At 62.0% G+C, this 25,511-nt stretch carries 19 protein-coding genes; 10 read left to right on the top strand and 9 right to left on the bottom strand.

The genetic code is table 11. The features are described 5' to 3' along the window. The first annotated feature begins 22 nt into the window (after positions 1-22). On the top strand, positions 23-1,084 hold the full coding sequence (locus BLS51_RS00890) for a tartrate dehydrogenase (protein ID WP_090179861.1): 1,062 nt from the start codon (positions 23-25) through the stop codon (positions 1,082-1,084). Here BLS51_RS00890 and BLS51_RS00885 read toward each other — a convergent pair. Both BLS51_RS00885 and BLS51_RS00880 read right to left on the bottom strand, forming a co-directional pair. Beyond that, entirely contained in the window at positions 1,077-2,363 is a 1,287-nt protein-coding gene (locus tag BLS51_RS00885) for a cation:proton antiporter (protein WP_090179866.1), read from the bottom strand. The genes BLS51_RS00890 and BLS51_RS00885 overlap by 8 nt on opposite strands. Before the next feature lie 27 nt (positions 2,364-2,390). Continuing rightward, positions 2,391-2,951 (bottom strand): flavin reductase family protein, encoded by a 561-nt coding sequence (locus tag BLS51_RS00880; RefSeq protein ID WP_307188134.1) that lies wholly within the window; start codon positions 2,949-2,951, stop codon positions 2,391-2,393. Between the two features lie 75 nt (positions 2,952-3,026). On the opposite strand from BLS51_RS00880, the gene BLS51_RS00875 reads away from it, so the two are divergent. Both BLS51_RS00875 and BLS51_RS00870 read left to right on the top strand, forming a co-directional pair. Further along, positions 3,027-3,461 carry a nuclear transport factor 2 family protein gene (locus BLS51_RS00875; protein ID WP_090179870.1) on the top strand — a complete coding sequence of 145 codons (435 nt, stop codon included), beginning with the start codon at positions 3,027-3,029 and terminating at the stop codon, positions 3,459-3,461. Next, entirely contained in the window at positions 3,461-4,147 is a 687-nt protein-coding gene (locus tag BLS51_RS00870; protein WP_229207440.1) for a pentapeptide repeat-containing protein, read from the top strand. Before BLS51_RS00875 ends, BLS51_RS00870 begins: the two co-directional genes overlap by 1 nt. Here the strand turns inward: BLS51_RS00870 and BLS51_RS00865 are convergent. Continuing rightward, on the bottom strand, positions 4,140-4,682 hold the full coding sequence (locus BLS51_RS00865) for a thioesterase family protein (RefSeq protein ID WP_090179879.1): 543 nt from the start codon (positions 4,680-4,682) through the stop codon (positions 4,140-4,142). The two genes, BLS51_RS00870 and BLS51_RS00865, sit on opposite strands and share 8 nt — an antisense overlap. Positions 4,683-4,788: 106 nt before the next feature. Here BLS51_RS00865 and BLS51_RS00860 point away from each other — a divergent pair, with 106 nt between their 5' ends. Then, on the top strand, positions 4,789-5,748 hold the full coding sequence (locus BLS51_RS00860; protein ID WP_090179882.1) for a GlxA family transcriptional regulator: 960 nt from the start codon (positions 4,789-4,791) through the stop codon (positions 5,746-5,748). Positions 5,749-5,812: 64 nt separating this feature from the next. Here the strand turns inward: BLS51_RS00860 and BLS51_RS00855 are convergent, their stop codons facing one another. Together BLS51_RS00855 and BLS51_RS00850 are read right to left on the bottom strand one after the other, a co-directional pair. After that, a complete protein-coding gene (locus BLS51_RS00855; RefSeq protein ID WP_304529046.1) occupies positions 5,813-7,201 on the bottom strand; it encodes a branched-chain amino acid transporter BcaP in 1,389 nt (462 codons plus the stop codon). A 135-nt stretch (positions 7,202-7,336) separates the two neighbouring features. After that, positions 7,337-8,449 (bottom strand): sugar diacid recognition domain-containing protein, encoded by a 1,113-nt coding sequence (locus tag BLS51_RS00850; protein WP_090179891.1) that lies wholly within the window; start codon positions 8,447-8,449, stop codon positions 7,337-7,339. 130 nt (positions 8,450-8,579) lie between these two features. On the opposite strand from BLS51_RS00850, the gene BLS51_RS00845 reads away from it, so the two are divergent. The 6 genes from BLS51_RS00845 (at position 8,580) to BLS51_RS00820 (ending at position 18,680) form a co-directional block, all read left to right on the top strand. After that, entirely contained in the window at positions 8,580-9,866 is a 1,287-nt protein-coding gene (locus BLS51_RS00845; RefSeq protein ID WP_090179894.1) for an MFS transporter, read from the top strand. Positions 9,867-9,875: 9 nt separating this feature from the next. Beyond that, a complete protein-coding gene (locus tag BLS51_RS00840; RefSeq protein ID WP_090179897.1) occupies positions 9,876-11,042 on the top strand; it encodes a glycerate kinase in 1,167 nt (388 codons plus the stop codon). Positions 11,043-11,145: 103 nt separating this feature from the next. Continuing rightward, positions 11,146-11,658, top strand: coding sequence for a sigma-70 family RNA polymerase sigma factor (locus BLS51_RS00835; RefSeq protein WP_090180859.1), 513 nt, complete (start codon positions 11,146-11,148; stop codon positions 11,656-11,658). Then, positions 11,655-12,593 carry a FecR family protein gene (locus tag BLS51_RS00830; RefSeq protein WP_090179901.1) on the top strand — a complete coding sequence of 313 codons (939 nt, stop codon included), beginning with the start codon at positions 11,655-11,657 and terminating at the stop codon, positions 12,591-12,593. Before BLS51_RS00835 ends, BLS51_RS00830 begins: the two co-directional genes overlap by 4 nt. A 95-nt stretch (positions 12,594-12,688) precedes the next feature. Then, complete coding sequence (locus BLS51_RS00825; protein ID WP_217636415.1) at positions 12,689-15,274, top strand: TonB-dependent receptor; 2,586 nt, start codon at positions 12,689-12,691, stop codon at positions 15,272-15,274. Positions 15,275-15,287: 13 nt separating this feature from the next. Next, positions 15,288-18,680, top strand: coding sequence for an exo-rhamnogalacturonan lyase family protein (locus tag BLS51_RS00820; RefSeq protein ID WP_217636416.1), 3,393 nt, complete (start codon positions 15,288-15,290; stop codon positions 18,678-18,680). Here BLS51_RS00820 and BLS51_RS00815 read toward each other — a convergent pair. The 4 genes from BLS51_RS00815 to BLS51_RS00800 form a co-directional block, all read right to left on the bottom strand. Further along, positions 18,677-19,591, bottom strand: coding sequence for a diguanylate cyclase domain-containing protein (locus BLS51_RS00815; RefSeq protein WP_090179904.1), 915 nt, complete (start codon positions 19,589-19,591; stop codon positions 18,677-18,679). The genes BLS51_RS00820 and BLS51_RS00815 overlap by 4 nt on opposite strands. Continuing rightward, complete coding sequence (locus BLS51_RS00810) at positions 19,588-22,659, bottom strand: hybrid sensor histidine kinase/response regulator (RefSeq protein WP_090179907.1); 3,072 nt, start codon at positions 22,657-22,659, stop codon at positions 19,588-19,590. The genes BLS51_RS00815 and BLS51_RS00810 overlap by 4 nt, the downstream gene beginning before the upstream one ends. A 3-nt stretch (positions 22,660-22,662) precedes the next feature. Next, on the bottom strand, positions 22,663-24,888 hold the full coding sequence (locus BLS51_RS00805; protein ID WP_090179912.1) for a TonB-dependent receptor: 2,226 nt from the start codon (positions 24,886-24,888) through the stop codon (positions 22,663-22,665). Between the two features lie 110 nt (positions 24,889-24,998). After that, entirely contained in the window at positions 24,999-25,505 is a 507-nt protein-coding gene (locus tag BLS51_RS00800) for a TspO/MBR family protein (RefSeq protein WP_090179917.1), read from the bottom strand. Between the last annotated feature and the right edge of the window lie 6 nt (positions 25,506-25,511).

Below are 25,511 nucleotides of genomic sequence, written 5' to 3'. Positions count from 1 at the left end.
GCTTTCCATCAAGGGAGCAGTCATGAAAGTACATAAGATTGCGGTGCTGGCAGGTGACGGCATCGGCAAGGAAGTCATGCCGGAGGGGATGCGCGCGGTGGAAGCGGCGGCGCGCCGTTTCAATTTCAGCGTCGAGTGGACGACCTTTGAATGGCCGAGTTGCGAGTACTATCTCAGGCACGGCAAGATGATGCCGGAAGACTGGATGGAGCAACTGAAGGGCTTCGATGCACTGTTCTTCGGTGCTGTCGGCTGGCCGGAAACCGTGCCGGATCATGTATCGCTGTGGGGCTCGCTGCTGAAGTTCCGCCGCCAGTTCGACCAGTACATCAATCTGCGTCCGGTGCGTCTGCTGCCCGGCGTGCCTTGTCCGCTGGCGAACAAGAAGCCAGGCGATATCGATATGTACATCGTCCGCGAAAATACGGAGGGCGAGTATTCCAGCGTTGGCGGCCGCATGTTCGAAGGCACTGAGCGCGAGTTCGTGCTGCAGGAAGCCATCTTCACCCGCACTGGTGTGGATCGCGTGCTGAAGTTCGCGTTTGAACTCGCGCAAAAACGACCGAAGAGGCACCTGACATCGGCCACCAAGTCCAACGGCATTTCGATCAGCATGCCGTATTGGGACGAGCGGGTTGACGCCATGGGCCAGGGCTATCCAGAAATCAGGCATGACAAGTATCACATCGATATCCTGGCTGCGCGCTTTGTCTTGTCGCCGGAGCGCTTTGACGTGGTGGTCGCATCCAATCTGTTCGGTGACATCCTGTCGGACCTGGGGCCGGCTTGCGCTGGCACGATCGGTATCGCGCCTTCGGCCAACCTGAATCCGGAGCGGAGCTTCCCATCGCTGTTCGAGCCGGTGCACGGCTCTGCGCCGGATATCTATGGTCAGAACATCGCCAATCCGATTGCAATGATCTGGTGCGGGGCGATGATGCTGGATTTCCTTGGCCATACCGATGCGCACGACGCGATGGTGGCTGCGGTGGAACGCTGCCTGGTCGACGGCCCGCGCACGCCGGACATGGGCGGCACAGCCAGCACCAGCGATGTCGGCGCGGCGATTGCTGGGCTCATTTAGTATCGATCAGCGGCTTAACGCTGAAGCCGTGTACCAGTATCGAGAGCATGATGACGCCCAGCGCAATGCCGGTCAGTTGCTTGGCAAGGTTGGGCGGCAGGCCGGCTTCAATGGCATACACGAGGTAGAAGATCGAGCCAATGCCGCGCACGCCGAACCAGCCGATCAAGGCGCGCATGCGCTTATTGGTGCCGCTGCCGATCAGCCCCACGTATACCGCCAAGGGACGCGCCACCAAGAACAGGAAGGCCGCTACGCCGATGGTTTCGTAGGGCAGCTCGCGCAGCGAGATCATCCCGCCCAACAGCAGCACCAGCGTCAGTTCGGACAGCCTCTCCAGATGTTCCTTGAAGACCAGCGCTTCGTTGCTGACGACCAGCGGTGCTTCCTTGCTGTCGCTGGCTTGCGCAACTTCGGATTTGGCCAGTTCCGGCTCGCGCAGACCCTGGCCGTCCTTGGGCGCGCCGGCCAGTTTCAACTCCGTCTGGCGCAGCGCCACTGCGGCGAAGAACACAGCGAGGAAGCCTGATGCCTTCATCAGGCTGGTGATGCTGAAGACAATGGCGATCAGCCCCAGTCCCACCAGGTCATCCATAATTTCGTGGCGTGGCTCCAGCACCCGCAGGCGCCAGCCCAGCCGCGCCAGGCCTGCGCCGGCGACAATGCCGACCACCACTGCAGCGCCGGTCGCCCAGATGACGTCCACCAGCAGCCAGCGCCAGTGGTGCTCGCCAGCCTCGCCCATGTGCAGCATGCCCAGGCCCAGAAGCACGAAAGGGAAGGCGCTGCCGTCGTTCATGCCCGCTTCGCAGGTGAGGTTGAAGCGCAGTTCGTCCTTGTCGCCGGAATGACGCACTTGCACGTCCGTGGCCAGCACCGGATCGGTGGGTGCCAGTATGCCACCCAGCAGCACGGCGGCGCCGATGGGCAGGTGCAGCACGTACCAGCAGAACAGGGCGATCAAGCCTACCGTCAGTGCCATCGACAGCCACGCCAGGCGTAGCGGTGCATTCCAGCGCGACAGCGTGAATGGCACCGGCATCTTGATCCCGGCGGAGAACAGCGAAATCAGCAGCGCAATCTCGGCCAGCATCTCCAGCAAGCCTGATTCCTTCGCAGGATCGAAGTTGAAGAAGTTAAGGCCACTCGGGCCGAGCACCAGGCCGACAGCAAGATAGACAATCGCCGACGTGAATGGCGAGCGCGATATCGTCGTCGCCGCCAGACCGCGCGCCAGCATCAGCAGGCCGACCAGCAGGAACCATTGGTTAGTGTTCATCGCCTCTCCTGTACCGCTGGCGCGGCATCAGCGGCGCTGGTTGGGATAGCGTTCCAGCGTGGCGATCTCGCGGCCGGACACCATGAATTCGCCATCGCCCCGGTAGTGCAGCGTTTTCGGCAGCTTCGGCGTCGTCGCGACATGCGCCCGTACAATCTCCCACACAAACAGAGGATGATTGGGATTCGGGTGGGCGTCCGCCAGGCGGCATTCGAAGCTGGCATAGCATTCTGCGATCATCGGCACGGCCACGTCTTTGCCCGCCACGGCGGTCAGGCCGAAGTGGCTGAATTTATTCGTGTCAGCGCCGCTGCAATTGCCGATGCCGATCACTTGCTCCAGCAAATCTGCGGTTGGCAAGTTGATCACGCATTCTCCGCTGTTCACCACCATATCGTAACTGTGATTGCTCTTGTCAATGTAGCAGCCGAACAGCGCCGGCGTGAAACCGATCATCATGTGCCAGCCCATCGTCATGATATTGTTTTTGTCCTGCCATGCGGAGCTGACGAGCACCACCGGCCCAGGCTCCAGCAGGCGGCGGACGTTGGCCACGTCAAAATCCTGCTTGCGGTATTTTTTCATCATGGCCAGACATTATGAGGATTTCTTCAAAAAGTCTGTGGGATAAGGCACGGTGGAGCGGTTATACTGGTCGACACGATGAAAAAACTTCTGCTCTCCCTGTCTGGCGCGCTGCCAGTGCTGGCATCCGCTGCGCCTTGTTTGCCGGCCGAGGCGCTGGTCAAGCTCGATTCGCAGTATGAAGAGGGGCTGCGCGTTGGCGATGTGCCTTTCCTGCGCTCGCTGCTGGCCGATGAGTATGTGTGGGTACATACCTTGGGCACGCAGGTTGAGACGCGCGATATCCTGCTGGCGCGGCTGGCCAAACCTGTCGTGTACAAAGCCCGTAGTACCAGCGATGTGCATGTTCATCACCAGGGTGATACTTCGGTGGTGCGTGGCGTCAGCACGACCGAGCAGTGGAATCCGGATGGCGTCACCTTCCGTGCCAATCGCTATCAGTTCATGCGCACCTACGTGAACGTGGCGGGGCAATGCAAGCTGCTGTCTGTACAAACAATGAATCTGAAGTGATGAGTGATGTGAATACCAACGCCGTTTCCGGCGTGGCGCTGTCGCGCGCCGAACTGGAAGAGCATCTGGCGCAAGGCGTGCTTCGTTTCGATAGCTGCGCCTTTGACGATGAGGACCTGTCCCGCCTTGATCTGCAGGGCGTGGTGTTTGAGCGCTGCACCTTTGCCGGCGCCACGCTGTTTGCCTGCAAGCTGGCGCGCTCGCATTGGCTGCGTTGCCGTGCTGGCGGCGCCGACCTGGAATCGGTCGATGCGGTGGATGCGCGTTTCGATGGCTGTGACCTGAACAACGCCAAGTGGCGCCGTGCCAAACTGGCGTCGGCCGCTTTCCATGGCTGCAAGCTGACTGGCGCGTCGTTCGAGGAAGTGGCGCACCTGGGCATTCATTTCGAAGAGTGCCTGCTGGTCGGCGCTGACATGCGCGGCTTCTCATTCCGCAAGGCGGTGCTGAAGGAGCTGGATTTTTCCGAGGCCTATCTATCCGGCTGCGACTTCCGCGATGCGGTGTTTGAGGGCGGCAGCCTGCGTAACGCGGTGCTGAAGCTGGCCAAGTTGCAGGGCGCGGATCTGCGTTCGGCGAATATTGAAGGCGTGAAGCTGACAGAAGCGGGCCTGTTCAAGGGAGCCATCATTTCGCACGCGCAGGCGGCCAGCTTCCTGCGCGAGCTGGATCTGATCGTTATCTAGCTTCTTCCTCACGCAGTTGCGCGCTCATGCCGTCGCAGCTCTCCGACCAGGAAGTCAGCCACTGCGGCATCGCCGGCGACTGCTCCGGCATCCCGAGGTCACGCACGATATCGGCTGGCGGCACGGTGCCTTTGGGCGAACGGAACACGCCGCGCATTACCACCACACCGGCCACGCGGCCGTCCTTGACGAAGCGGTGTTCGAGGAAGCTCCATTTTTCATCCCAGCCCAGCATGCGGGTGTGGATTTCAAACGTTTCAAACAGTTTCAGCTCGCGGCGGAACTTGCCCCAGGCGTCGCCGACGATGGGCACGGCCTTGTGGCGCAAGGCGGTGCGGAAAGCGCCGGTCTTCAGCACGTAGTCCATGCGGCCAATGTCGGCCAGCGTGAAGTAGCGGCCGTTGGTGACGTGGCGGTTCAGGTCGAGGTCCAGCGGCCACACGCGCATGCGGACCACCGTGGTGGAAAATGGGTCGGCGGCCTTGCGCCATGGACGCTTGAGCAGCATCCAGATCAGTCGGAACCAGAGATTCATCGTGTCCAGGTAAAGGTGAGTAGAGGATAGAGGACCGCCACCACTATAGGTGATGGGTTTCTGTTAAGGTAGGTGCACAAATGACTTTTTCCATGCGAAATCCGCCATGCACATCACTTTACTGTTTGCCGACCAGTGCTCCGCTGCCAGCGCCACCACCGCGCTGGAGATACTCACGGCCGCCAACCTGTTTTCCACGCAGCCGGTGTTCGAGATTGTCACTGCCTCGCTGGACGGCAAGCCGGTGACGACGCTGCGCGGTCAGATGCTGCAACCGGAGGCCGCGCTGGATGATATCGTACGTACCGACCTGGTGCTGATACCTGGATTCCTGTTTACGCTGCGCGAAGCCTTGCCAGGCTTTGCCCGCTACGGTGATTGGCTGCGCAAGCAGCATGCGCAAGGCGCGGTGCTGGCAACAATGTGCACTGCTACCTTCCTGCTGGCGGAGAATGGCTTGTTGTCGGGAGGGCGCGCCACCACGCACTGGGCGTTTGCAGAACTGTTCCGCAAACGTTATCCCGATGTACGCATGGACGAGCGCCAGAACCTGTGCGAAGACAATCGCCTGATGAGCAGCGGCGGCGCCAGTGCGGCGATGGATCTGCTGCTGCATCTGATCCGCCGCTATGGCTCGCTGGAACTCGCGCAGAAATGCAGCCGCTATCTGCTGATCGATAACGCGCGCAGCGAACAATCCGTGTATGTGCTGTGGTCCATGCCCAAGAGTCACGGCGACGCCGACATTCTGCGCGTGCAGAACTGGCTGGAGGAAAATTACGACAAGCCGCTGTGCATGGACGAACTGGCGCCACGCTTTGGCTTCGGCGTGCGCAACTTCATCCGGCGTTTCAAGGACGCCACTGGCTATACGCCGCTGGCCTACCTGCAAACACTGCGGCTGGAGAAAGCCAAGCATCTGCTGGAATCGACGCGCATGAACCTTGACAGCATTACCTTCAAGGTCGGTTACGAAGACAGCAATTCATTCCGCCGGCTGTTTCAGCAGCGCGTCGGGCTGCTACCAGCGGCGTACCGCAAGAAGTTCCAGCCGCAGACCGCATGACGATCCAGTGGCCGGCGAGGGAACGTGACGCTTGCCGGCAGGCCGCAAGCGCCACGTTCGGCTCTTAGTTCAGCAATGAGCGCTTGCGGGCGTAGGTAAAGTAGATTACCAGGCCAATCAGCATCCAGATGCCGAAAGCCACCCAGGTGTGCCAGCTCAGGTAAGCCATCAGCGTGACGCAGAAGATGACTGCCAGCGCTGGAATCACCGGCACGCCTGGGCAACGGAAGGCACGCGGCAGATCCGGGCGTTTTTTGCGCAGGATGACCACGGCGATCGACACCAGCGTGAATGCCGCCAGCGTGCCGATGTTGACCAGCTCACTCAGGATGTTCAGCGGGACGAAGGCGGCCATCAGGCCAAACACGATGCCCACCAGCCAGGTGGCAAAGAACGGCGTCTGGAAGCGCGGATGCACTTTCGACAGGCGTTTTGGCAGCAGGCCGTCGCGCGACATGGCGTAGATGATGCGGGTCTGGCCATAGGCCATCACCAGGATCACGGTGGTCATGCCGAGGATCGCGCCGAGGTCGACGAAGCCGGCGAACCAGTTTTCACCGGCACGTTGCAGCGCCAGCGTCACCGGGTGGTCGATACCGAGAAATTCCTTGTACGGCACGATGCCGGTCATGATCGCCGAAACGATCACATACAGCACGGTGCAACCGGCCAGCGAACCGATGATGCCAATCGGCAGATCGCGCTCAGGGCGCTTGACTTCTTCCGCCGCCGAGGTCACGGCGTCGAAGCCGATGAAAGCGAAGAACACCAGCGCCGAGGCGCTCAGCATGCCATTCATCCCGTAAGGCATGAAGGGAGTCCAGTTTGACGGGGTGACGTGGCGCGCGCCGACTATGATAAACAGCAGCACCACGCCTATCTTGATGACCACCATGACGTTGTTGATGCGCGCCGATTCGCGCACGCCGAAGCTCAGCATCGCGGTCAGCAGCAGCATGATGCACAGCGCCGGCAGGTTGATCACGGTATCCACGCCAGGCAGGGCGCCGGGAGCGGCGCTCAGCGCAGCCGGCAGATGCCAGCCGAAGCCGGAGATCAGCGACTGGAAATAGCCGGACCAGCCCACGGATACGGCCGATGTGGCCAGACCATATTCCAGCAGCAGATCCCAGCCGATCATCCAGGCGGCCAGTTCGCCGAGCGTGGCGTAGGAGTAGGTGTAGATGGAGCCGGCCACCGGAACGGTGGAGGCAAATTCAGCGTAGCACAGCGCGGCGAAGCAGCAGGCGACGGCCGCCACCACAAACGACAGCGTCAGCGCCGGGCCGGCGGTGACAGCGCCGGTACCCGTCAGCACGAAGATGCCAGTGCCGACGATGGCGCCTATGCCCATCAAGACCAGGTCGAAAGGACCAAGTACCTTTGCCAGTCCGCCCGGCTTGCGGGCATTGGCAATCATGTCATCCAGATTCTTCGTTCTAAAAATGCTCAAAATAGCTCCCGTGCTTTTTTGTGTTTTATCGTTTGTCCCAAGGCGGGCCTTGTGGGCTGCTGTTTGGGCAAGCGGGAATAATACAGCATGTTTTCCGCATTTCCGAGCTTGTTGTTTTATCTGTATCAGATAGTTTCAGGGGCTGGACAAGAGCACGGAAATGTAGAGCATAAAGCGGTCTTCGAGCCGCGCCAGATCCAGGCCGGTGGCCTCGCCGATGCGGCGCAGCCGGTAGTCCAGCGTGTTGCGGTGGATGTGCAGCGCTTCAGCGGTGGCGGCGGGATGGCCATCGTGCGCGAACCAGACTTCCAGTGTGCGCCGCAACATATCCTTGTTCTTGCCGAGTTTTTCGATCGGTGCGCGCAGCTGCGCCGCCTGCCAGCCGGTGTCGAGGCCGGACAGCAGTACAGGCAGCGCATGGTCGTAGTAACTGTACAGGCGTTGGCCAGCATGGGTGTTATCGCGCGAGCGGCCCACGCGGGCGGCTGTCTTGGCACTTTGGTAGGACGTGGCCACGCCGGCGATGCCTTGCAGCGCGATGCCCATCGTCAGCGTGTGTGGCTGCACGCAGATCTCGCGCAGCAGGGCGGCGAGGTTGCTGTGCTGCCTGTCGTGAAAATCCAGCAGTACCAGTTCCTGCGGGCCGGCGGCCGCCGTCAGTGCGGAAGGTAGGCGCGCTTGCAGGCGTAGTTGTAGCCCTTGCAGGTCGGCCGGTGTGTCGCCGCTGTCGTCCAGTTCAAGCAGATAGACTGCGTGCGGCTGTTCGAAGCTGACGCCCAGCCGGTGTGCCCAGGCGTTCAGGTCCGCCTGGTCTGCGCCGGCGCGGTCGGTGTTGATGAGGTTGAGGACAAAGGCTTCACGATAGCGCGAATCGCGTTGCAGTTCGCCGGCCAACTGCGCCTGTTCCAGGATCATCTCGGCGGTCAGGCGTACCAGTTCACCGAACTGGCGCACATCGTCCGGTGCGCCGCTCAGGCCCACCGCACCGCACAATTGACCGTGTACCGTCAGCGGCAGATTGATGCCTGGCTGCGCGCCATGCAGATTGCGCGCGCTGGCTTCATCAATTTCCACCGTCAGTTTTTTCGCCAATGCGAGCAGCGCGCCCGCGTGCAGCTCGCCCAGACGGGCCGGATTGCCGCTGGCGATAATGCTGCCATGGACGTCCATGACGTTGACGTTATAGGGGATGATGCGCATGGTGCGGGTAACGATATCCTGCGCCAGTGCCGTGCTTAAAATGTCCATGGCTGCTATTTTAGGGCATTTGCCCAATAATTGATGGCGTGGATCCCCTAGATTCTGGCATCCGGCCAATGCTTTTTTGTGATGGTTTCCAGATAATCCCGGATATCATTAAAAAACACTGGAGACTCGCATGTCCACACTCGACGGCGCCTATAAAAAGGCCAGCTGGCACCTGATCCCGTTTATCTTCGTCTGCTACCTGTTTAATTACCTCGATCGCGTCAACGTCGGCTTTGCCAAGCTGGAGATGCTGGATGCGCTCAAATTAAGCAATACGGTTTATGGTTTGGGCGCGGGCATCTTCTTCATCGGCTATGTGTTGAGCGGCGTGCCGAGTAACCTGATCCTGCATAAAATCGGCGCACGCCGCTGGATTTCGGTGATGATGATCGCGTGGGGCGGGCTGTCCGCCTGCATGCTGTTCGTCTCCACGCCGACCTCGTTCTATGTGCTGCGCTTCTTCACCGGCGTGGCGGAAGCAGGCTTCTTCCCCGGCATGGTGCTGTACTTCACCCACTGGTTCCCAACGCAGAAGCGCGGCAACGTGATGGCGCTGTTCATGTCGGCGATTCCGATCTCGGGCCTGATCGGTGGGCCGCTGTCCGGCTGGATGCTGTCGCACTTCTCCGCCGGCCAGGGCGGCATGATGGGCTGGCAGTGGCTGTTCCTGCTGCAAGGCCTGCCGACGGTGCTGCTGGGCGTGGGCGTCTATTTCTATCTGAACGATGGCATCGCACAGGCCAAGTGGCTCAGCGCAGAAGAGAAATCGGCCATGCAGTCAGCGCTGGACGCGGACGAACAACAGCGTGCCGCCACCAGCACAGCCGGCGATTCGTTCGGCGCCGTGCTACGCAACGGCAGCGTGTGGATGCTGGGCGTGATCTATTTTTGCATTCAGATGGGTGTGTATGCGATCAACTTCTGGCTTCCGTCGATCATCAAATCGCTGGGCTTCGAAAGCGCTGTCACTGTTGGCTGGCTGAGCGCTGTGCCGTATCTGCTGGCCGCTGTGTTCATGGTGTGGGCCGGCCGCTCGGCGGACAGGCATCGCGAGCGCCGCTATCATGTGTCGCTGCCGATGGCCATGGGCCTGGTCGGTCTGCTGATGGCGGCCAATTTCTCCAGCAATGCCTTGATCGTGATGGTTGGGCTCAGCATGGCGACCATGGGCGCGCTGGCAGCGCTGGCGCAGTTCTGGTCCCTGCCTGCGGCCTTCCTCGGCAGCGCTGCGGCAGCAGCTGGCCTGGCGCTGATTAATTCGCTGGGCCAGATCGCCGGCTTCGTCAGCCCCTTCCTGGTTGGCTGGATCAAGGACGCGACCAACAGCACCGACATGGCGCTGTATATTTTGTCCAGCGTGCTGCTGCTTGGTGCGATACTGGTGCTGCGCATTCCCGCGAAACTGGTCAACCGCTAAGAGCATCAGATGAAAATAGTCATAGCACCCGATTCGTTTAAGGAGAGCCTGACGGCGATGGCCGTGGCCAACGAGATCGAAGCGGGATTCCGCGACATCTTCCCAGACGCCGAGTACCGCAAGCTGCCGGTGGCGGACGGCGGTGAGGGCACAGTGCAAGCCATGATCGACGCCAGTGGCGGCAAGCTGGTGGCGTTGCGTGTCACCGGTCCCTTAGGCACGCCGGTATCGGCTTTCTACGGCTTGATGGGTGATGGCCAGACGGCGGTGATCGAAATGGCCGCTGCCAGCGGGTTGGAACTGGTGCTGCCGTCGCAGCGCAACCCGCTGCGCACCACCAGCTTCGGCACCGGCCAACTAATCATGAATGCGCTGAACGCCGGCGCGCGCCGCTTCGTGCTGGGCATCGGCGGCAGCGCCACCAACGACGGCGGCGCCGGCATGCTGCAAGCGCTGGGCGGCCGCCTGCTGGATGCCACCGGCGCCGAGCTGGCGCCGGGCGGCGGTGCATTGAATATGCTGGACCGTATCGACTTGTCCGGTCTCGATGCACGCATCAAGGACTGCGTGTTTGAGGTAGCTTGCGACGTCAGTAATCCGCTGGTCGGCCCGCAAGGCGCATCGGCGATCTTCGGACCGCAAAAAGGCGCGACGCCGGAAATGGTGGCGCGGCTGGATGACAACCTGCGCCATTATGCCGCCATCATTGCCCGCGATACCGGCCAGCAGGTCGCCGACGTTCCGGGTGCGGGCGCGGGCGGCGGCATCGGCGCTGCCATGCTGGTCTTCCTGGGCGGCAGCCTGCGGCCGGGCAGCGAGATCGTGACCGATGCGGTTGGCCTTGATGCAGCGGTGGCTGATGCGGATCTGGTCATCACCGGCGAGGGCCGCATCGACGGCCAGACCGTCAATGGCAAGACGCCGGTGGGCGTGGCCCGCGTAGCACAGCGCTATGGCAAGCCGGTGATCGCCATTGCTGGCTCGCTCGGCAATAATGCGGCGGCGGTACACGAACATGGCATCGACGCAGTATTCGGCTCGGTCAGCCGGCCTTGCACAGTGGAGGAAGCGCTGGCAGCGGCCGCCGTCAATGTGCGCAGCGCGGCGCGTAACATCGCTGCCACTTTGCGACTGGGTGCTGCATTGGGTGGCATCTGTCCGCGAAGCGATAACTAAAATCACGCTTGCCATCATCGTTTGGTGATGTCGATTTTTTCTAACAAGCTTATTTGGAATTGTTCGTTTTATTTACCCTGGCCGCCAGCTTATATTGACGGCCATGAGTACCGTTTCTTTTGCTACCGCCGCGCGCGACCAGTTTCTCGGCGGCGAATTCCGCCGCAGTTATAGCTGGCTCACGGCCAGCGTGCATCGCCTGGTTGGCTCGCGCAATGACGCCGAGGACCTGGCCGCATCGGCATTCACTGAACTGGCCGGCATGGAAGATGTCAGCCATATCCGCCAGCCGCGCGCGCTGCTGACTACCATTGCGCGTCGCCTGACGTATGAGTTCTGGCGCCGGCGCGATCTGGAACGCGAATACCTGGAGCAACTGGCGCTGGCGCCTGAATTTAGCGATGCATCGCCGGAAGATATTTGCGAGGCGATCGATGAGTTGCTGCGTATCGACGCGGCTTTGCAGAACATCAGCGCCAAGGCGCGCGAGGCCTTTATTCTCAGCCAGTTCGAGGAACTGGGCTATGCGGAAATCGCTGCGCGTCTGGATGTCTCGGTCAGCATGGTGCGCAAGTACATGGCGCAGGCATTGACCGCCTGCTGTGCGCTGGCATGAAGCTGGCTGCGGCCGAGCATCAGGCGGTGATGTGGGAAGTCCGTTTGCGCGAAGATGATATTGGCGCCTCCGTGCTGAATGAATTCGATCATTGGCGCACCGCTGAAGCGGCCAACGAACAGGCCTGGAATGCCTTGCAACAGCGCCTTGCGCGCATCGGCGGCGCGCAGTTTCGCGATGGCCTGGCCATGGCGCGGGCATTACGCACCCCCGCGACCGAGCGGCGCCGCGCGCTGCGCGCGGCCTTTGGCCTGCTGGTGTTGGGCTGCGGCACGTGGGGCATACGCGAAGGAATGCACGGCCTTGGGCTGGATGCCGACTGGCAGAGCGCTGTTGGCGAGCGCGGCGAAGGCTTACTGGCAGATGGCACGCCGGTGGCGTTTGACGCCAATAGCCGCATCTATCTGGCCGGCAGCGCGCAAAGCCCGAGGCTGAAGCTCCATCAGGGACAAGTGCTGGTCAAATCATGGCCGCATCGCGACGAGGTGTTGACCGTGTCGACCATGGACGGCGCGGTGGTGACTGAAGGCGCCACCTTCAATGTCGGCAAGCTGCTTGAGCGCAGCGTGGTGTCGGTGAGTCGCGGCAGCGCCTTGCTCCGACCGCAGCTTGGCCGGCCTGTGCTGGTTTCCGAGGGCGAGACTTTCTACTTCAACGGAAAGGGCGCGCAGCAGACGGAAATGCCATTTGGCGTGGTCAGTGCGTGGACACGTGGCGTTTGCGTGGCTGACCGCATGCCGCTGGCGGAGCTGCTTGACATCTTTGGCCGCTATCGCAAGGGGCTGTTGCGTGTCAGTGGCCGCGCGGCCGCACTGCAGATCAGCGGCGTGTTCCGCCTGGAGGATATAGAGCGGGCGCTGTTGCAGGTGGTGGATATCCTGCCGGTCCGAATGCAGCGTTACGGCAGCTATTTGACTGTATTCAGCGCGGCCTGAAAAATATTTTCAAATGAGGTGTCACTTTTCGATTCTCGCTGCACAAGGATAGTGAAGCGCCTCGGTCGAGGTGCCATAACCTCGTGAGGCACGTTTTGCAAAAACCACAGCACATCCTGGCCATCCTGGCCGTGACCCAGCTACTTGTCCTGCCTGCCGCGCTGGCGCAGGATGCGACGCGCCACCAGTATCAGTTGGCCGGTGCGCCATTGGACAAGACCTTGCTGCGCATTGCCGCCGAAAGCGGCGTGGCGCTGGCGTATGATCCCAAGCTGCTGGAGGCAGTGCGTGCGGCGCCGGTCAACGGCACTTACAGCGCGACAGAGGCGATCACCCGCGCGCTGGAGGGCACCGGCTTTGAGCTGGCCAGTACTGGCGGCGGCCGCACCCTGACCATCCGCCGCGCGCTGATTGTTCCCGCAGCGGCACGGCCTGCGCCACAGCCAGTGATCACGCCGGTGGTCCTGCGCGCGGCGCCGGTTGCCGCTGCGGCAGCCACGCCGAATACCGAAGTGCTGGCGCGCGTGACAGTGAAGGGCGCCAAACGCCCAGGTGTGAATCCGGACTCCGATGATGTGCAACGCGCGCCGACATCGTCATACCGTGTCAGCGGCGAGGAGCTGGAAGAGCAGAACCTGACCACGCTGGAGGACTTGCAGCAATTGGTGCCGGGCCTGGTGATCCAGAGTACCGATCCGTCCGATACGCAAATTTCGATACGTGGCGTGGGTGATGGTGGCGGCCAGGCCAGCGGCGACCAGAATATCGGCATGCCCAGCAGCGTAGCGATCTACGTGGATAACGTCTACCTGCCACGCGCCGGCATGTTGAGCAGCGGTCTGGGGGATATTGCCTATGCCGAGGTGCTGAGCGGTGCGCAGGGCACGACCTTTGGGGCCAATGCGACCGGCGGTGTGTTGAATATTCATACTCGCGAGCCAAGCTTCACGCCCGAGGCATCGGCCAGCATCTCGTATGGACAGAATGGCTACACGCGTGGCCGCGCGATGTTGTCGGGCGCCCTGTCAGAAAGCTGGGCGGGCCGCGTGAACCTGGTGTACACCAATAATGATGGTCCGGTCACCAATATCCGCAACGGCAATACGCTGGCTGGCGTGACCAGCACTGGTGCGCGCGGCCAGCTATTGTACAAGCGTGGTGACAATTTCAACCTGCGCCTGAGCGCGGATATCAATGTGACCAATAGCGAGCCCACTCCGGTGCTGTTGTCCACCAATGTGTTCAGCGGCGTAGACAGTTACCTCAAGCATTCCGCAGCAGTGGGCAACCATGTGGTGTTTGGTCCCAACGTGGATCTCGATGACGAGAATACCGTGCACGTAAAGCAGGGCGGTGCTTCGGCGGAGGCCAACTGGCGCTTCGATAACGGCTACAGGCTGCGCTCTGTAACGTCGTATCGTTACTTCCGTTCGGACCCGAATGTGGCGGATGGCCTGAGTGTAGGCGTCTATAACAATACCGGCACACGCGTGATCGATCGTAGCTGGTCGCAGGAGTTGCGACTCGATTCGCCGGCCGGTGAGAACTTTGACTATGCGCTGGGCCTGACGTATCTGGGCGAGCACCTGGATACGCTGGCGCATACGCGCTATACGAACAACAAGCTGGCGGGTATCTATCTGGATTCGACCAGTTATAACGGCCTGGATGTGATCCGCGTCGGCCAGGTGCATGACTACATGCTGTCGCCGTATGCGCAAGGCACGTGGCACATCACGCCCGACTGGGATCTGGTGGCGGGCGTGCGGGTGAATTATCAGGAGAAGGGCGGTTACTTCATTCGCTATAACCGCGCCTCGTTCAACTCTGGCAATCTGCAGGAGTATCACTTGCTGCCTTCCGGGACGCTGGTGCTGAAGCATCAATTGAACGAGGCTTGGAATACTTATCTGGCCGGATCGTATGGAGAGAAATCCGGTGGGCTGAATATTTCGGCAGGCGCGGCGAAAGCGGCCGGCTATGACACGCTGTTCATCAAGCCGGAAAAGACCAAGAGCGTGGAACTGGGTATCAAAGGTTCGCTGCTGGATAACAAGGTGAGCTTCAAGGCGGACTTGTTCCAGACCGAGATTACCGATTTCCAGACACAGGGCTATAACCCGGATGACCAGCAAACATACTTGATGAACGCAGGCAGCTTCCGCTCGCGTGGCGCGGAGGCCAGCATTGCGGCGACGGTGGCCAAGGGCTGGCAGGTAAATTTGGCGGGTGTCTATAACGATGCGCGTTATACCGACTATGAGAATGCGCGTTGCCCTGCCGAGGTGACGCTGTCGCCGAAGCCGCCGGCATCCTGCAACCTGAGTGGCGCGCGTGTGTTCAATGCGCCGAAGGTGACGTGGAATGCGAGCACGCGTTATTCGTGGCGCACCGATAGTGGATTAGTCAATTTCTTGAGCGCGCGTTACTCCTATCGCGGTTGGATCTATGGTACGGTCGACAATTCGCGTTTGACACGGGTGGATGGTTATGGCCTGGCGGCGTTTTCCGCAGGGACTGGCGGCAAGCTGAATCAGGGCGAATGGAGCGCGTCGGTGTGGGTCAACAACGCGTTTGGCAAGCAGTATTATCGCCGCGTGGCCAATGGCGATTATGGTTCGGTGTGGGCGTGGTTGGGTGAGGCGCGCACGGTCGGGGCTACGCTGTCTTATAAATACTAAGGAGTTGGGCAGGATGAGTGCATCGCTTGAACGTCGGCAGTTTTTCAAGTTTGTAGCGTTGCTGACGGGAGGTGTAGGAGCGTTGGGCGAAAGCGCCGCCGCGTCGGCTCGCAAGCCGGACGCGCCATCTGTCACCGGCAGCCTGCAAGCCGATGAGACGGCAGTGCATTGGCTGGACGGACTGCCTGGGAGCTTCCAGGGGACGACGTGGGGCGTGCCGTGGCCGCAGGGACGTGTTCCCGGCGACGCAGCGTTTGAACTGCGGCCAGCCAGCAATGTCGCGCAGCCAAGTGCGGCGCGGCCGGTGCAATCTTGGCCGCTGGCGTATTGGCCGGACGGCTCGCTAAAATGGTCCGCCCATGCGCTGACTCCCGACGCCACCGGCGCGGCGCCCGAAAACGGCTACACGCTACATCCGTTACTCGACGCTAGCGGCCGCGCGCTACGCGTCTCCGATGCGGCCACGCACATGGCGTCAGAGGTCAATAGACCAGTGCCCGCCGCCGCAGGGTTGTTGGCGGCGGAACGCGATGGGAGTATCGTTGTTGACACTGGCGCGCTGCAATGCACTGTGGCGCGGCAAGGTGCTGTTTTGCTGAGCGCCGTTCGTCGGCAGGGCCAGCAGCTATTGCAGGACGGCCGGCTGGTGCTGCTCGTGGATGGCGCGGCGGAGGATGAGGGCAAGGCGGTAGCGCGCCGGGCGTTTGATGGCACGATTGAGTCGGCCGTATTGGAACAGAACGGTGCGCAGCGCGCGGTGGTGCGCGTCACCGGCTCACATACGCATGCGGATGGCAGCAAGCTGCTGCCTTTTACTGTGCGGCTGTACTTCTACAAGAACTCGGACGCGATCCGCGTGGTGCATACGCTGGTGTATGACGCTGATCCGCAGCAGGCATTCATTCGCGGCATCGGCCTGCGTTTCGGCATGCCGCTAAGCGCGCCGATGCACGACCGCTATGTCCGTTTCGTCGGCGCCAATGGCGGCGTGTTCGCCGAAGCCGTGCAAGGCCTGACCGGCCTGCGGCGCGATGCCGGCGCGGCGGCCGAAGCGCAATTACAGGGGCGCGCCGTCGCGCCAGGCAGTCTGCCGGGCAACGTCAGCAAGAACCTGCGCTACGTGCCAGCGTTTGGCAGCTACACGCTGCTGCAATCCCATCCTGATGGCTACAGTATCAGCAAACGCACCAGCCCTGGCCATGGCTGGATACATGCCGCCAGCGGCGGCCGGGCCGCCGGTACCGCCTATCTGGGAACGCCGGAAGGCGGCGTGGCTTTCGGCGTCCGCAATTTCTGGCAAAGCTATCCCGGCCAGATCGACATTCATGGCGCCGAAACCAGCCAGGCCACCGTCACGCTGTGGCTATGGGCACCCAAGGCGCAGCCGATGGACCTGCGCTTCTACCATGATGGCATGGGCGAAACTGACCACGCAAAACAACGCGACGCTCTCGACATTACCTACGAAGACTACGAACCGGAATTCGGCACTCCATATGGCGTCGCCCGCACCAGCGAACTGGAACTCCAGCTATTTTCATCCACGCCCACACATGAACAACTGGTGGCGATCAGCCAGCGGATACAGTCGCCACCATTGCTGACCGCATCACCACAACGCCTGCACAGCGCTGGCGTCTTCAGCGAATACTGGCATCCGGCGGCCGCCAAGCCGACCAGGCTCGATCAGCAACTGGGATGGGCATTCGATTTCTATCGCAACCAGATCGAAGACCGCCGCTGGTACGGATACTGGGACTACGGTGACGTAATGCATACCTACGATACACAGCGCCACGTCTGGCGTTACGATGTCGGCGGCTTCGCCTGGGACAACTCCGAACTGAGTACCGAGATCTGGCTCTGGCACTACTACCTGCATAGCGGTCGCGCCGATGCCTACCGCGTCGCCGAAGCGATGACCCGTCACACCGGCGAGGTGGACGTGCACCATATCGGCCCATATAGTCCGCTCGGCACGCGCCATGGCGTGCAGCACTGGGGCGACAGCGCCAAGCAGTTGCGCGTCTCCACCGCCATCAATCGCCGCTTCTTCTACTACCTGAGTGCCGATGAACGCACGGGCGACCTGTTGCGCGAACAAGTGGATGCGGTTGAGCGCCTGCGTACCGTCATCCCCGGCCGCAAGATCGGTCAGAAAACTCCGCAGCAGGATCCGCAACACCACGCCAGTGTCGGCTTTGGCACCGACTGGGGCGCAGTGGCCGCAGCCTGGTTCACCGAATGGGAGCGCACTGGCCAGCCGAAGTACCGCGACAAGCTGTTAAACAGCATGGCCAGCATCGCAGCACGGCCGCTCGGTTTCCTGGCCGGCGGCGCGATCATGGACCTGCGCACCGGCGTGTTCCTGCCGGACCCTGACGCGAAGATCAGCGTCTCGCACCTGAGCGCTGTTTTCGGCTTGCCCGAGATCGCCAGCGAATTGATACGCACGGTGCCGCAACCGGCGTTCCGCGACGCCTGGCTGCGTTACTGTCGTCTGTACAGCGCCAGCCAGCAGGAACAGAAGGCGGAACTGGGACAAGACCTCGGCAAGCTGAATCTTGGACAGGGGCACGCGCGCCTGTTGGCCTACGCCGCCGTGCAGCAGCAGAATGGCGCCATGTTAAAGCGTGCCTGGGCCCAGTTCCAGGAAGGCCGCGCGGGTCTGAAGGACAAAGACCTGGCGTCGCGCCGCGTGAAGCCGCCGCTGGTGCTGAACGATGTGGAAGAAGCGCCAACGCTGTCCACCAACGCCGTCGCCCAATGGGGCTTGGGCGCGATGGGCATGCTGGCGCTGGATGCGCTGGCTATCGAACGTACGCTGATGCAGGATAGCTTCCAGCGCTTCGATGCACAACGGTGGGCAGTGGAAGCAGAAGCGGGCAACGCCACCGCAGCAGCCTATGTGGAGCGTGGTGCGCTGGTGCTGCACGCCGATCGCGGACTGACGGTGTGGCTGCGCCAGCAACTGCTCGGCCACTACGAAATCAGCTTTACGCGCACAGTGCTGGCGGATGGGCGGCTTTCGGATCTGAACTTCTTCTGGGAGGCGCAACTACCGCAGGGCTTCACGCAATCCGGCAAGCTGGAAGAGTACGACAGGCTGAAACTGTTCTATGCCGGCATAGGTGGAAACACCAACAGCACCTCACGCTTCCGTTACTACGATGGCAGCGGCGTGCGCAATCTGCTACAGGAATACACGGCGCCGGAATATCTGCTGAAGGCCCGCCACGCCTACCGCGTCCGCATCGTGGTGGATGCGCGCGGCACGCGGCTATACGTGGATGACAAAGAATACTTCAACGCGCCGGGCCCATTGCTGGGTGGCGGCTACTTCGGTTTCCGCACCACGCAATCGCGCCAGAGGGTTGAGAATTTCTCGGTGAAGCGGATCGCTTAGGCGGGCTGGCGCCATTCAACCCGATTGCGGCCGCCTTTCTTGGCTTGATAGAGCAGGGCGTCTGCTGCCGCAAACAGTTCTGTGCCGGTTTCGCTGGCGGTGGCGTTCAGTGTGGCGCCGCCGGCGCTGATCGTCAGTATCGGCGCCACCGAAGAGCCTTCGTGCGGAATCTGTAAGTCGGCAATCGCGTCGCAGATGCAGCCGACCACCTGCTGCGCTTGCGCCGCCTCCGTGTCCGGCAACAGCAGCACCATCTCCTCGCCGCCATAGCGCGCCGCCAGGTCAGCCGGACGGCGCAGGCCGGAAGCTGCCGTGCGTGCAACGGCGCGCAAGGCGCGGTCGCCGGCCGGATGGCCGTAATGATCGTTGTACTGCTTAAACGCGTCGATATCCAGCAACGCCAGCGACAGCGGGCGTCCGCTGCGCCGGCTACGCTGCCATTCTGCCTCGTAGACTTCATCGAAGCGGCGGCGGTTGGCCAGTTCGGTCAGGCCGTCGACGTGCGCGAGATGCTCCAGCATGCGGCGCTGGCGCACCATCTGCAAGTGCATGGCCACGCGCGCCATCACCACTGTTTCGTTGAAGGGCTTGGAGATGTAATCGGCTGCGCCCATCTTCAGGCCATTGGCTTCGTCCTCTGGACGCGCCAGGCCGGAAATGAAGATGACGGTGATGTGTGCCGTCTGCGCGTCGGCGCGCAAGCGGCGCAGCACTTCGTAGCCATCCATGTCGGGCATGACCACATCCAGCAGGATCAGGTCCGGCAGGTGGCGCGCCGCGCGTTCAAGGGCTTGTTCGCCATTTTTCGCCAGCAGCACGGTGTGCTCCGGCTTGAGAAGTTCGGCCAACACCTGGCGATTCACGATGTCGTCGTCGGCCACCAGTACCTTTTGGGTTCCCGCGAAGTTCATGGTTTTTCTTCCAGTTCGTTTTGCAACGCACGCGCCAGCGCGCTCAATGGCGCCAGCGCAACCTGATACTCGATGTCGTCGACAGCTTGTTGCAGCGCCGCCAGCTGCTCCGCATGGCGCATCGCGGAGGGAAGCGCGCTCAGTTCCTTCAGCACGTCTTCCGCGCGCGCATCGTCGGCCCGCAGATATGCTTCCAGCCGCGTTACCAGCAGCATGGCGTCGCTGTCGCGATAGCGCTGCGGTGATGGTGGCTCGGCCAGTTGCGCCAGGCCTCCGACGACCAGGTCGAGGCCATCGGCCAGCTCGGCGGCCAGCAAGGCGATACGGTCATTCTGCGCAGTGCGCAGCGCGTGTTCCAGTGCCTGCGCTTGCGCGGCCAGATGGAAAGCGCCGATGTAGGCGGCGGTGGAGCGCAGATTGTGCGTCAGGCTATACAGCGCTTCGTGATGACCGCTGGCGATCGCTTCGCGCACGGTCTGCGCCGATGGCTGATATTCGTGCAGGAAGCCACGGATGCGCCGATCCAGGCGGGCGCGCTGGCGGTCGACGCTGTCCAGCGCCAGTTGCCAGTCCACGCCTGGTATCGGTGGCAGTGGGGCGGTGGCTGCCGCATAGTCGACTGGCGGTGGCGCCGTCTGCAAGGTGACCTGGGATTGCGCGCGGCGCGCATTCAGACGTGCCGGTGGTATCCATTTAATCAGTGCGCGGAACAGGCGCTCCGGTTCGATAGGCTTGGTGATGTGGTCATTCATGCCGGCGGCCAGGCTCTTGTCGCGATCACCGGCCATGGCGTAGGCGGTCATGGCGATGATCGGCAGGTGCTTGTGGCGCTCCATGGCGCGGATGCGGCGTGTGGCGGTGAGGCCATCGACCTCACGCATCTGCACGTCCATCAGCACCAGGTCGTAGTCGGCCTGCTCGACCATGCGCAAGGCTTCGCCGCCATGTTCGGCCACGTCGATCTGCATGCGCGCGGCGGAGAGAAAGTCCAGCGCTACCTCGCGGTTGTTGGCGTTATCCTCCACCAGCAGGATGTGCGCGCCGTCGAGTGCTGACAGATCGCGGATGGCCAGGCCGGCGTTGTCCGAGCGGCGCGTCTCGCGTGCTGGATGATGTGGCGCCAGCGGCCAGTCGACTGGCGCGCTGTTGTCGCCGGCGATGCCGAGGCGGACAGTGAAGCTGAAACGGCTGCCGATGCCAGGTGTGCTGCTAACCTGGATGTCGCCGCCCATCAGCTCCACTAACTGGCGCGAAATGCTTAGCCCCAGTCCTGTGCCGCCGTATTTGCGGGTGGTGGTGGCGCCAGCCTGGTTAAACGACTGGAACAGCACCGCCACCTGCGACGGGCGCATGCCGATGCCGGTGTCGCTGACGGAAAAGCGCAGCGCCACCGTGTCCGCCGTTTTGTCCATCAATTCTACGGCCACAACGATCTCGCCCCGCTCGGTGAACTTGACGGCGTTGCTGGTCAGGTTGATCAGCACCTGGCTCAGGCGCAGCGGATCGCCTACCAGGCGTGGCGGCACGCCGTCATTAACATTGATTTTCAATTCCACGCGTGCCGCGTCGGATTTGATCAAGGTCAGCGAGGCAAGGTGGTCCAGCATCTCGCGCAGCTCGAAAGGCGCTGATTCCAATCCTAGCTTGCCGGCTTCGATCTTGGAAAAGTCGAGTATATCGTTGATGACCGCCAGCAGATGCTCACCAGCGCCGAGGATCTTGCCCAGGTAGTTTTGCAGCTTGGGATTTGGCTCTGTCATCAGCGCCAGGCGGCTCATGCCGATGATGGCGTTCATCGGCGTGCGGATCTCGTGGCTCATATGCGCGAGGAATTCGGACTTGGTGCGCGTGGCTTCCTCGGCGCGCAGCATGGCGCTTTGCATCGCCTTGGTGCGCAGGCCGAGGATGCGGGTGAACACCAGCATGTCGAACATATTCCCGAACTGCAGCGCGTGCATGGTCCAGAAGTTGGCGTCCACCTTGCCGCTGATGACCTGGCTCAGTATCGCCGACGAAGTAAAGCTGACGCCCCAGCCGACCAGGAAGTAGATACCGACGGCGTCGCCACGGCGGGCGCGGAAATAGGCGCCCGGCAGGCCAAGCAGCATCGGCATCACACCCAGCGTGCTGACGATGATGACCAGCGTTTCAACGCTGATGACATCCGTGACGTAGGCCAGCATGCTGACGACGCACAGCGCGGCGCCACCTTTCATCAGGCGGCTGAACACCAGGTCCTTGCCGGGCCGTGCCAGCGCCTGCTCGACAAACAGGTAGGCGCCGCAGGACGCCATCAGTGCGAACACACCGCCTGCGTGGATGCTCATCCAGGCATTGCTCATCCACAGATATTGGTTGCCTAGGCCGAAGAACTCGACCGAGAACAGCGCGGTGCCGGCGACCAGCAGCGCGAATTTTCCGTACAGCGGTTCGCGCAGCGTCAACCATTGTGCAAGGCTGTATAGCAGCAGGCATAAACCGAGGCCGGTCAGCACGCCTTGCAGCATCTGCTCATTCAGCGCCGCGCTGTGGAAGACACCAGGGCGCGACAGGCTGATCGGCAGTATCATCGCGCCGATATTCTCCACACGCACCAGCAGCACTTGCGATGCGCCGGGCGTCAGGTGCAGTAGCGCAGCAGGCACACGGCCGCGCGTGCCGCCGGCCGGATCGGGCTGCAGATTGCCTGTAACGTTATGACTGCTTATCTGGCCGTCGCGTGCAACGTAGATGTCGACGCGATTGAGTACCGCGTAATCGATGCCGAGTATCCATTCCGTTTGGGCGGCGGCGGACAGCGTAACCGGAATACGCAGCCAGACCACATCCTTTTGCACACCCAGCGTGGCGTAGGCTGAATTGGGCGTCGAGAAGTGTTCTGTGGCGGCCAGCGCCTGTTCCGGCGTCAGTTTGCCTTCATTGTCGGACATCACCTTGACGGCAGACCAGGCATCAACGTGCACAGAGCCTGCTTCCAGCACCAGTGGTCCGCCGTTGGCAAGGGCCGGGGCGGACGACAACAGCAGCGCAAGAATAAATAGCAGGTGGCGGGCCAGGTAGTTCAGCATGGGTCAGAAGCGGTAGTCCAGGCGGACGTCCACCGTGCGCGGATCGCCAGGCACGGTCATGCCGAAGCTGTCGATGGCAATGGGACGAACCTTGTTTTCGATATTCTTCACGCGCGCCAGCACGCTCCATTGCGCACCGTTTGGGCGGTAATGCAGCGTGGCCTCGCTTTCGGTGTAAGCGGGAATCCGGTATTGCAGCAGTTGCGTCGGCACGGCGATGATGGACGACGCGCTGCGTCGCGAGCGCACGCCGGCCGCCAGTTCACCGGCCGGCAGGCGGAAGCTGTGCTCATAGCCCAGGGAGAGCGTATGCGCTGGCGAGCGGTCCAGCTTATTGCCGGCCCAGTCGTGCAGTCCATCCGGGCTATAGCGGACGTAGTGCGCGTCAAGCAGCGCCAATGCATAGCTGATACGGTCGCGCGGCGTGATCGCCACCTGGCCTTCGGCCTCCAGTCCCTTGACGCTGGCTTCGCCCGCATTGGCGGTGACGAAGCGCGGTGCGCCTGCGACGATGGCGACGCCGGATAGTTGCAGATTGCGGTAGTCGTAATGGAATGCTGACAGGTTCAGGTTTGCCCGGTTTTCCCAGAAGCGCGTTTTGACGCCAGCTTCGTAAGCGCGCACCGTCTCCGGCTGGTACAGCAGCGTGTCCGCCGGTACTGCCAGTGCGGCGGGGCAGTTCAGGCCCAGTTGCGTCGATCCGGCCAGGCAGCCGTCGTTGAAACCGCCGGCCTTGTAGCCGGTGGACAGTGAAGCGTACAGCAGCGCGGAGGGTGCGAGGTCGTAGTCCACGCCGAGGCGCCAGGTCGTCTGGTGCGTGGATAAGCTGGCGGCGTTCAACAGCGCGATATCGGTGGCGGGATTGAATACCGCGCCTTGCTGGAAGTTGGTCGAACCCACGCGTGACTTGCGGTCTTCGGTATAGCGCGCGCCGGCAGTGGCGCGCAGCTTGTCGGTGAGGCGGTAAGTCGCCTGACCAAAGATCGCTTTGCTGCTGGCGATTGTGGGGCCGTGCGGGAACACATAGTACGGCGGCAGTCCGATCGCTTGCAGGTCGCGGAAGGCGTAGGTCTGCGAGGACGATTCGCGGAAGTAGTACAGGCCCGCCTGCGCGCTAAGCGCACCGTCGCCGTTGGTGGCCAGCCGCAGTTCGTGCGAGTTTTGCGTGTAGTCGCCGCTGAAGTTCTGGCGCACGCCCAATGCCAGCGTGGGCGCGACACGGTAGTAGAAGTTGGCCAGCGCGTCATGTTCGTAGCTGCGGTGCGCGCCCAGATAGTACAGCGTGGCCCCGCCCAGGTCCCAGCTCAGGTCTGCGCCGACGCCGGAGGTGGTCTTGTGACTGTAGCCCTGTTCCGGCAAGGCGTTGGGCGGCACAAAGGCGTTCGTCAGTTGCGCGCTCGTACCAGCATTGCGCCAGACCGGACAGCCGCTGGCAATGCCGCTATAGAAATTGGTGTCGGGGACGAAGCTGTCGTTGTTGTCATCGATTTTGCTGTGGTCATAGCGCAGCAGCAGCGTGGCGTCGCGGGTGATTTTCCATTTTGCAGACAGGCGCGCGGACAGGTCGTCACGGTCCTTGCCCAGATCGTGCTTGGTGCCCTGGGCGTTGGTCAGATAGCTGTCATGCCGGTTGTACGACAGCGCGGCGCGCAGCGCCAGCACGTCGTTGACCGGTACGTTGAGCATGGCGCTGGCCTTGCGGCTGTTGTAGTTGCCGATCTCGGTGGCGACCCAGGCTTCAAACTTGTTGACCGGCGCCTTCGAAATGACATTGACCAATCCGGCTGTGGTGTTACGGCCATACAGCGTGCCTTGCGGGCCGCGCAGTACCTCGACCCGTTCCAGGTCATAGAAGCTGAGGTTCTGAATTTGCGGGCGGGCGATGTAGATACCATCGAGCAGGAAGGCTGCCGACGGATCACCTTTCTCCGTCGTGTCAGCGTTGGAGACGCCGCGCATGGTGATGCGCAAGCCATCGGCGGCGTTGTCCAATTCAACATTCGGCAGACGAGCGCCGATGGCGGCGGGGCTGTCGATACCGGCCTCGTTCAGCTGTTCGGCGCTGAGCGTCGTCATGCTGACCGGCGTTCGCGATTCCAGTGACGGCGAGCGCTGGGCCGTTACCACCACCTCCTTAAGTTGCGCGTGTACCGTCCCCGTCAGCATCAGCGACAGGGACAACGACAACACAAGGAGTTTGGGAGCGGCCGGCGCCGTTGCTTTCACCATTGCTATTCTTTTAACGATAGTTGCGTTTGAGATGCAAAACCTGAGAGTCTATCAGGTCGGCTTGCAAACTCGTAGTTGATACGGCAACTATCTGGATAAAAAAATCACATTCAGAGCACGCCGGGATTCCGCTGCCAGATGCTGTAGCAGAGACAGGTGGCGAAACTGACCCAGGCGATGTAGGGAACTAACAACAGTCCGGCCCAGCGGTCACGCCGCCAGAAGGCGCGGAGGGTGGCGGCGATCAGCAGCCATAACATCAATATTTCAACAAATGCCAGCGCGCCAAGCTGCCAGCCGAAGAACAGCCAGGTCCACAAGGCATTCAGCACCAGCTGCACCACATACAGCGTCAATTCGGGCCGTGCGGAAGCGGGAGCAGCGGCGCGTTGCACACGCCAGGCGGCGACCGCCATCAGCAGGTACAGCACTGTCCAGGCAGGACCGAACAGCCATGGCGGCGGCGCCCATGCGGGGCGATTCAGTTGCTGGTAAAACTCGGCGGCCTGAGCGGAGGCAAATGCGCCGATGGCGGCAAAGATAAAGGTCAGCACCAGCCAGCCGGCCAATGCAGGCAGCTGCAAGGACCGGTGTGGAGAGGTAGCATGGGTCGACATCGAATT

Source organism: Duganella sp. OV510, assembly GCF_900100205.1.
Taxonomy (GTDB): domain Bacteria; phylum Pseudomonadota; class Gammaproteobacteria; order Burkholderiales; family Burkholderiaceae_D; genus Rugamonas.
The sequence above is the reverse complement of the archived record's forward strand: the minus strand, read 5'-3'. Positions and strand labels throughout refer to the sequence as shown.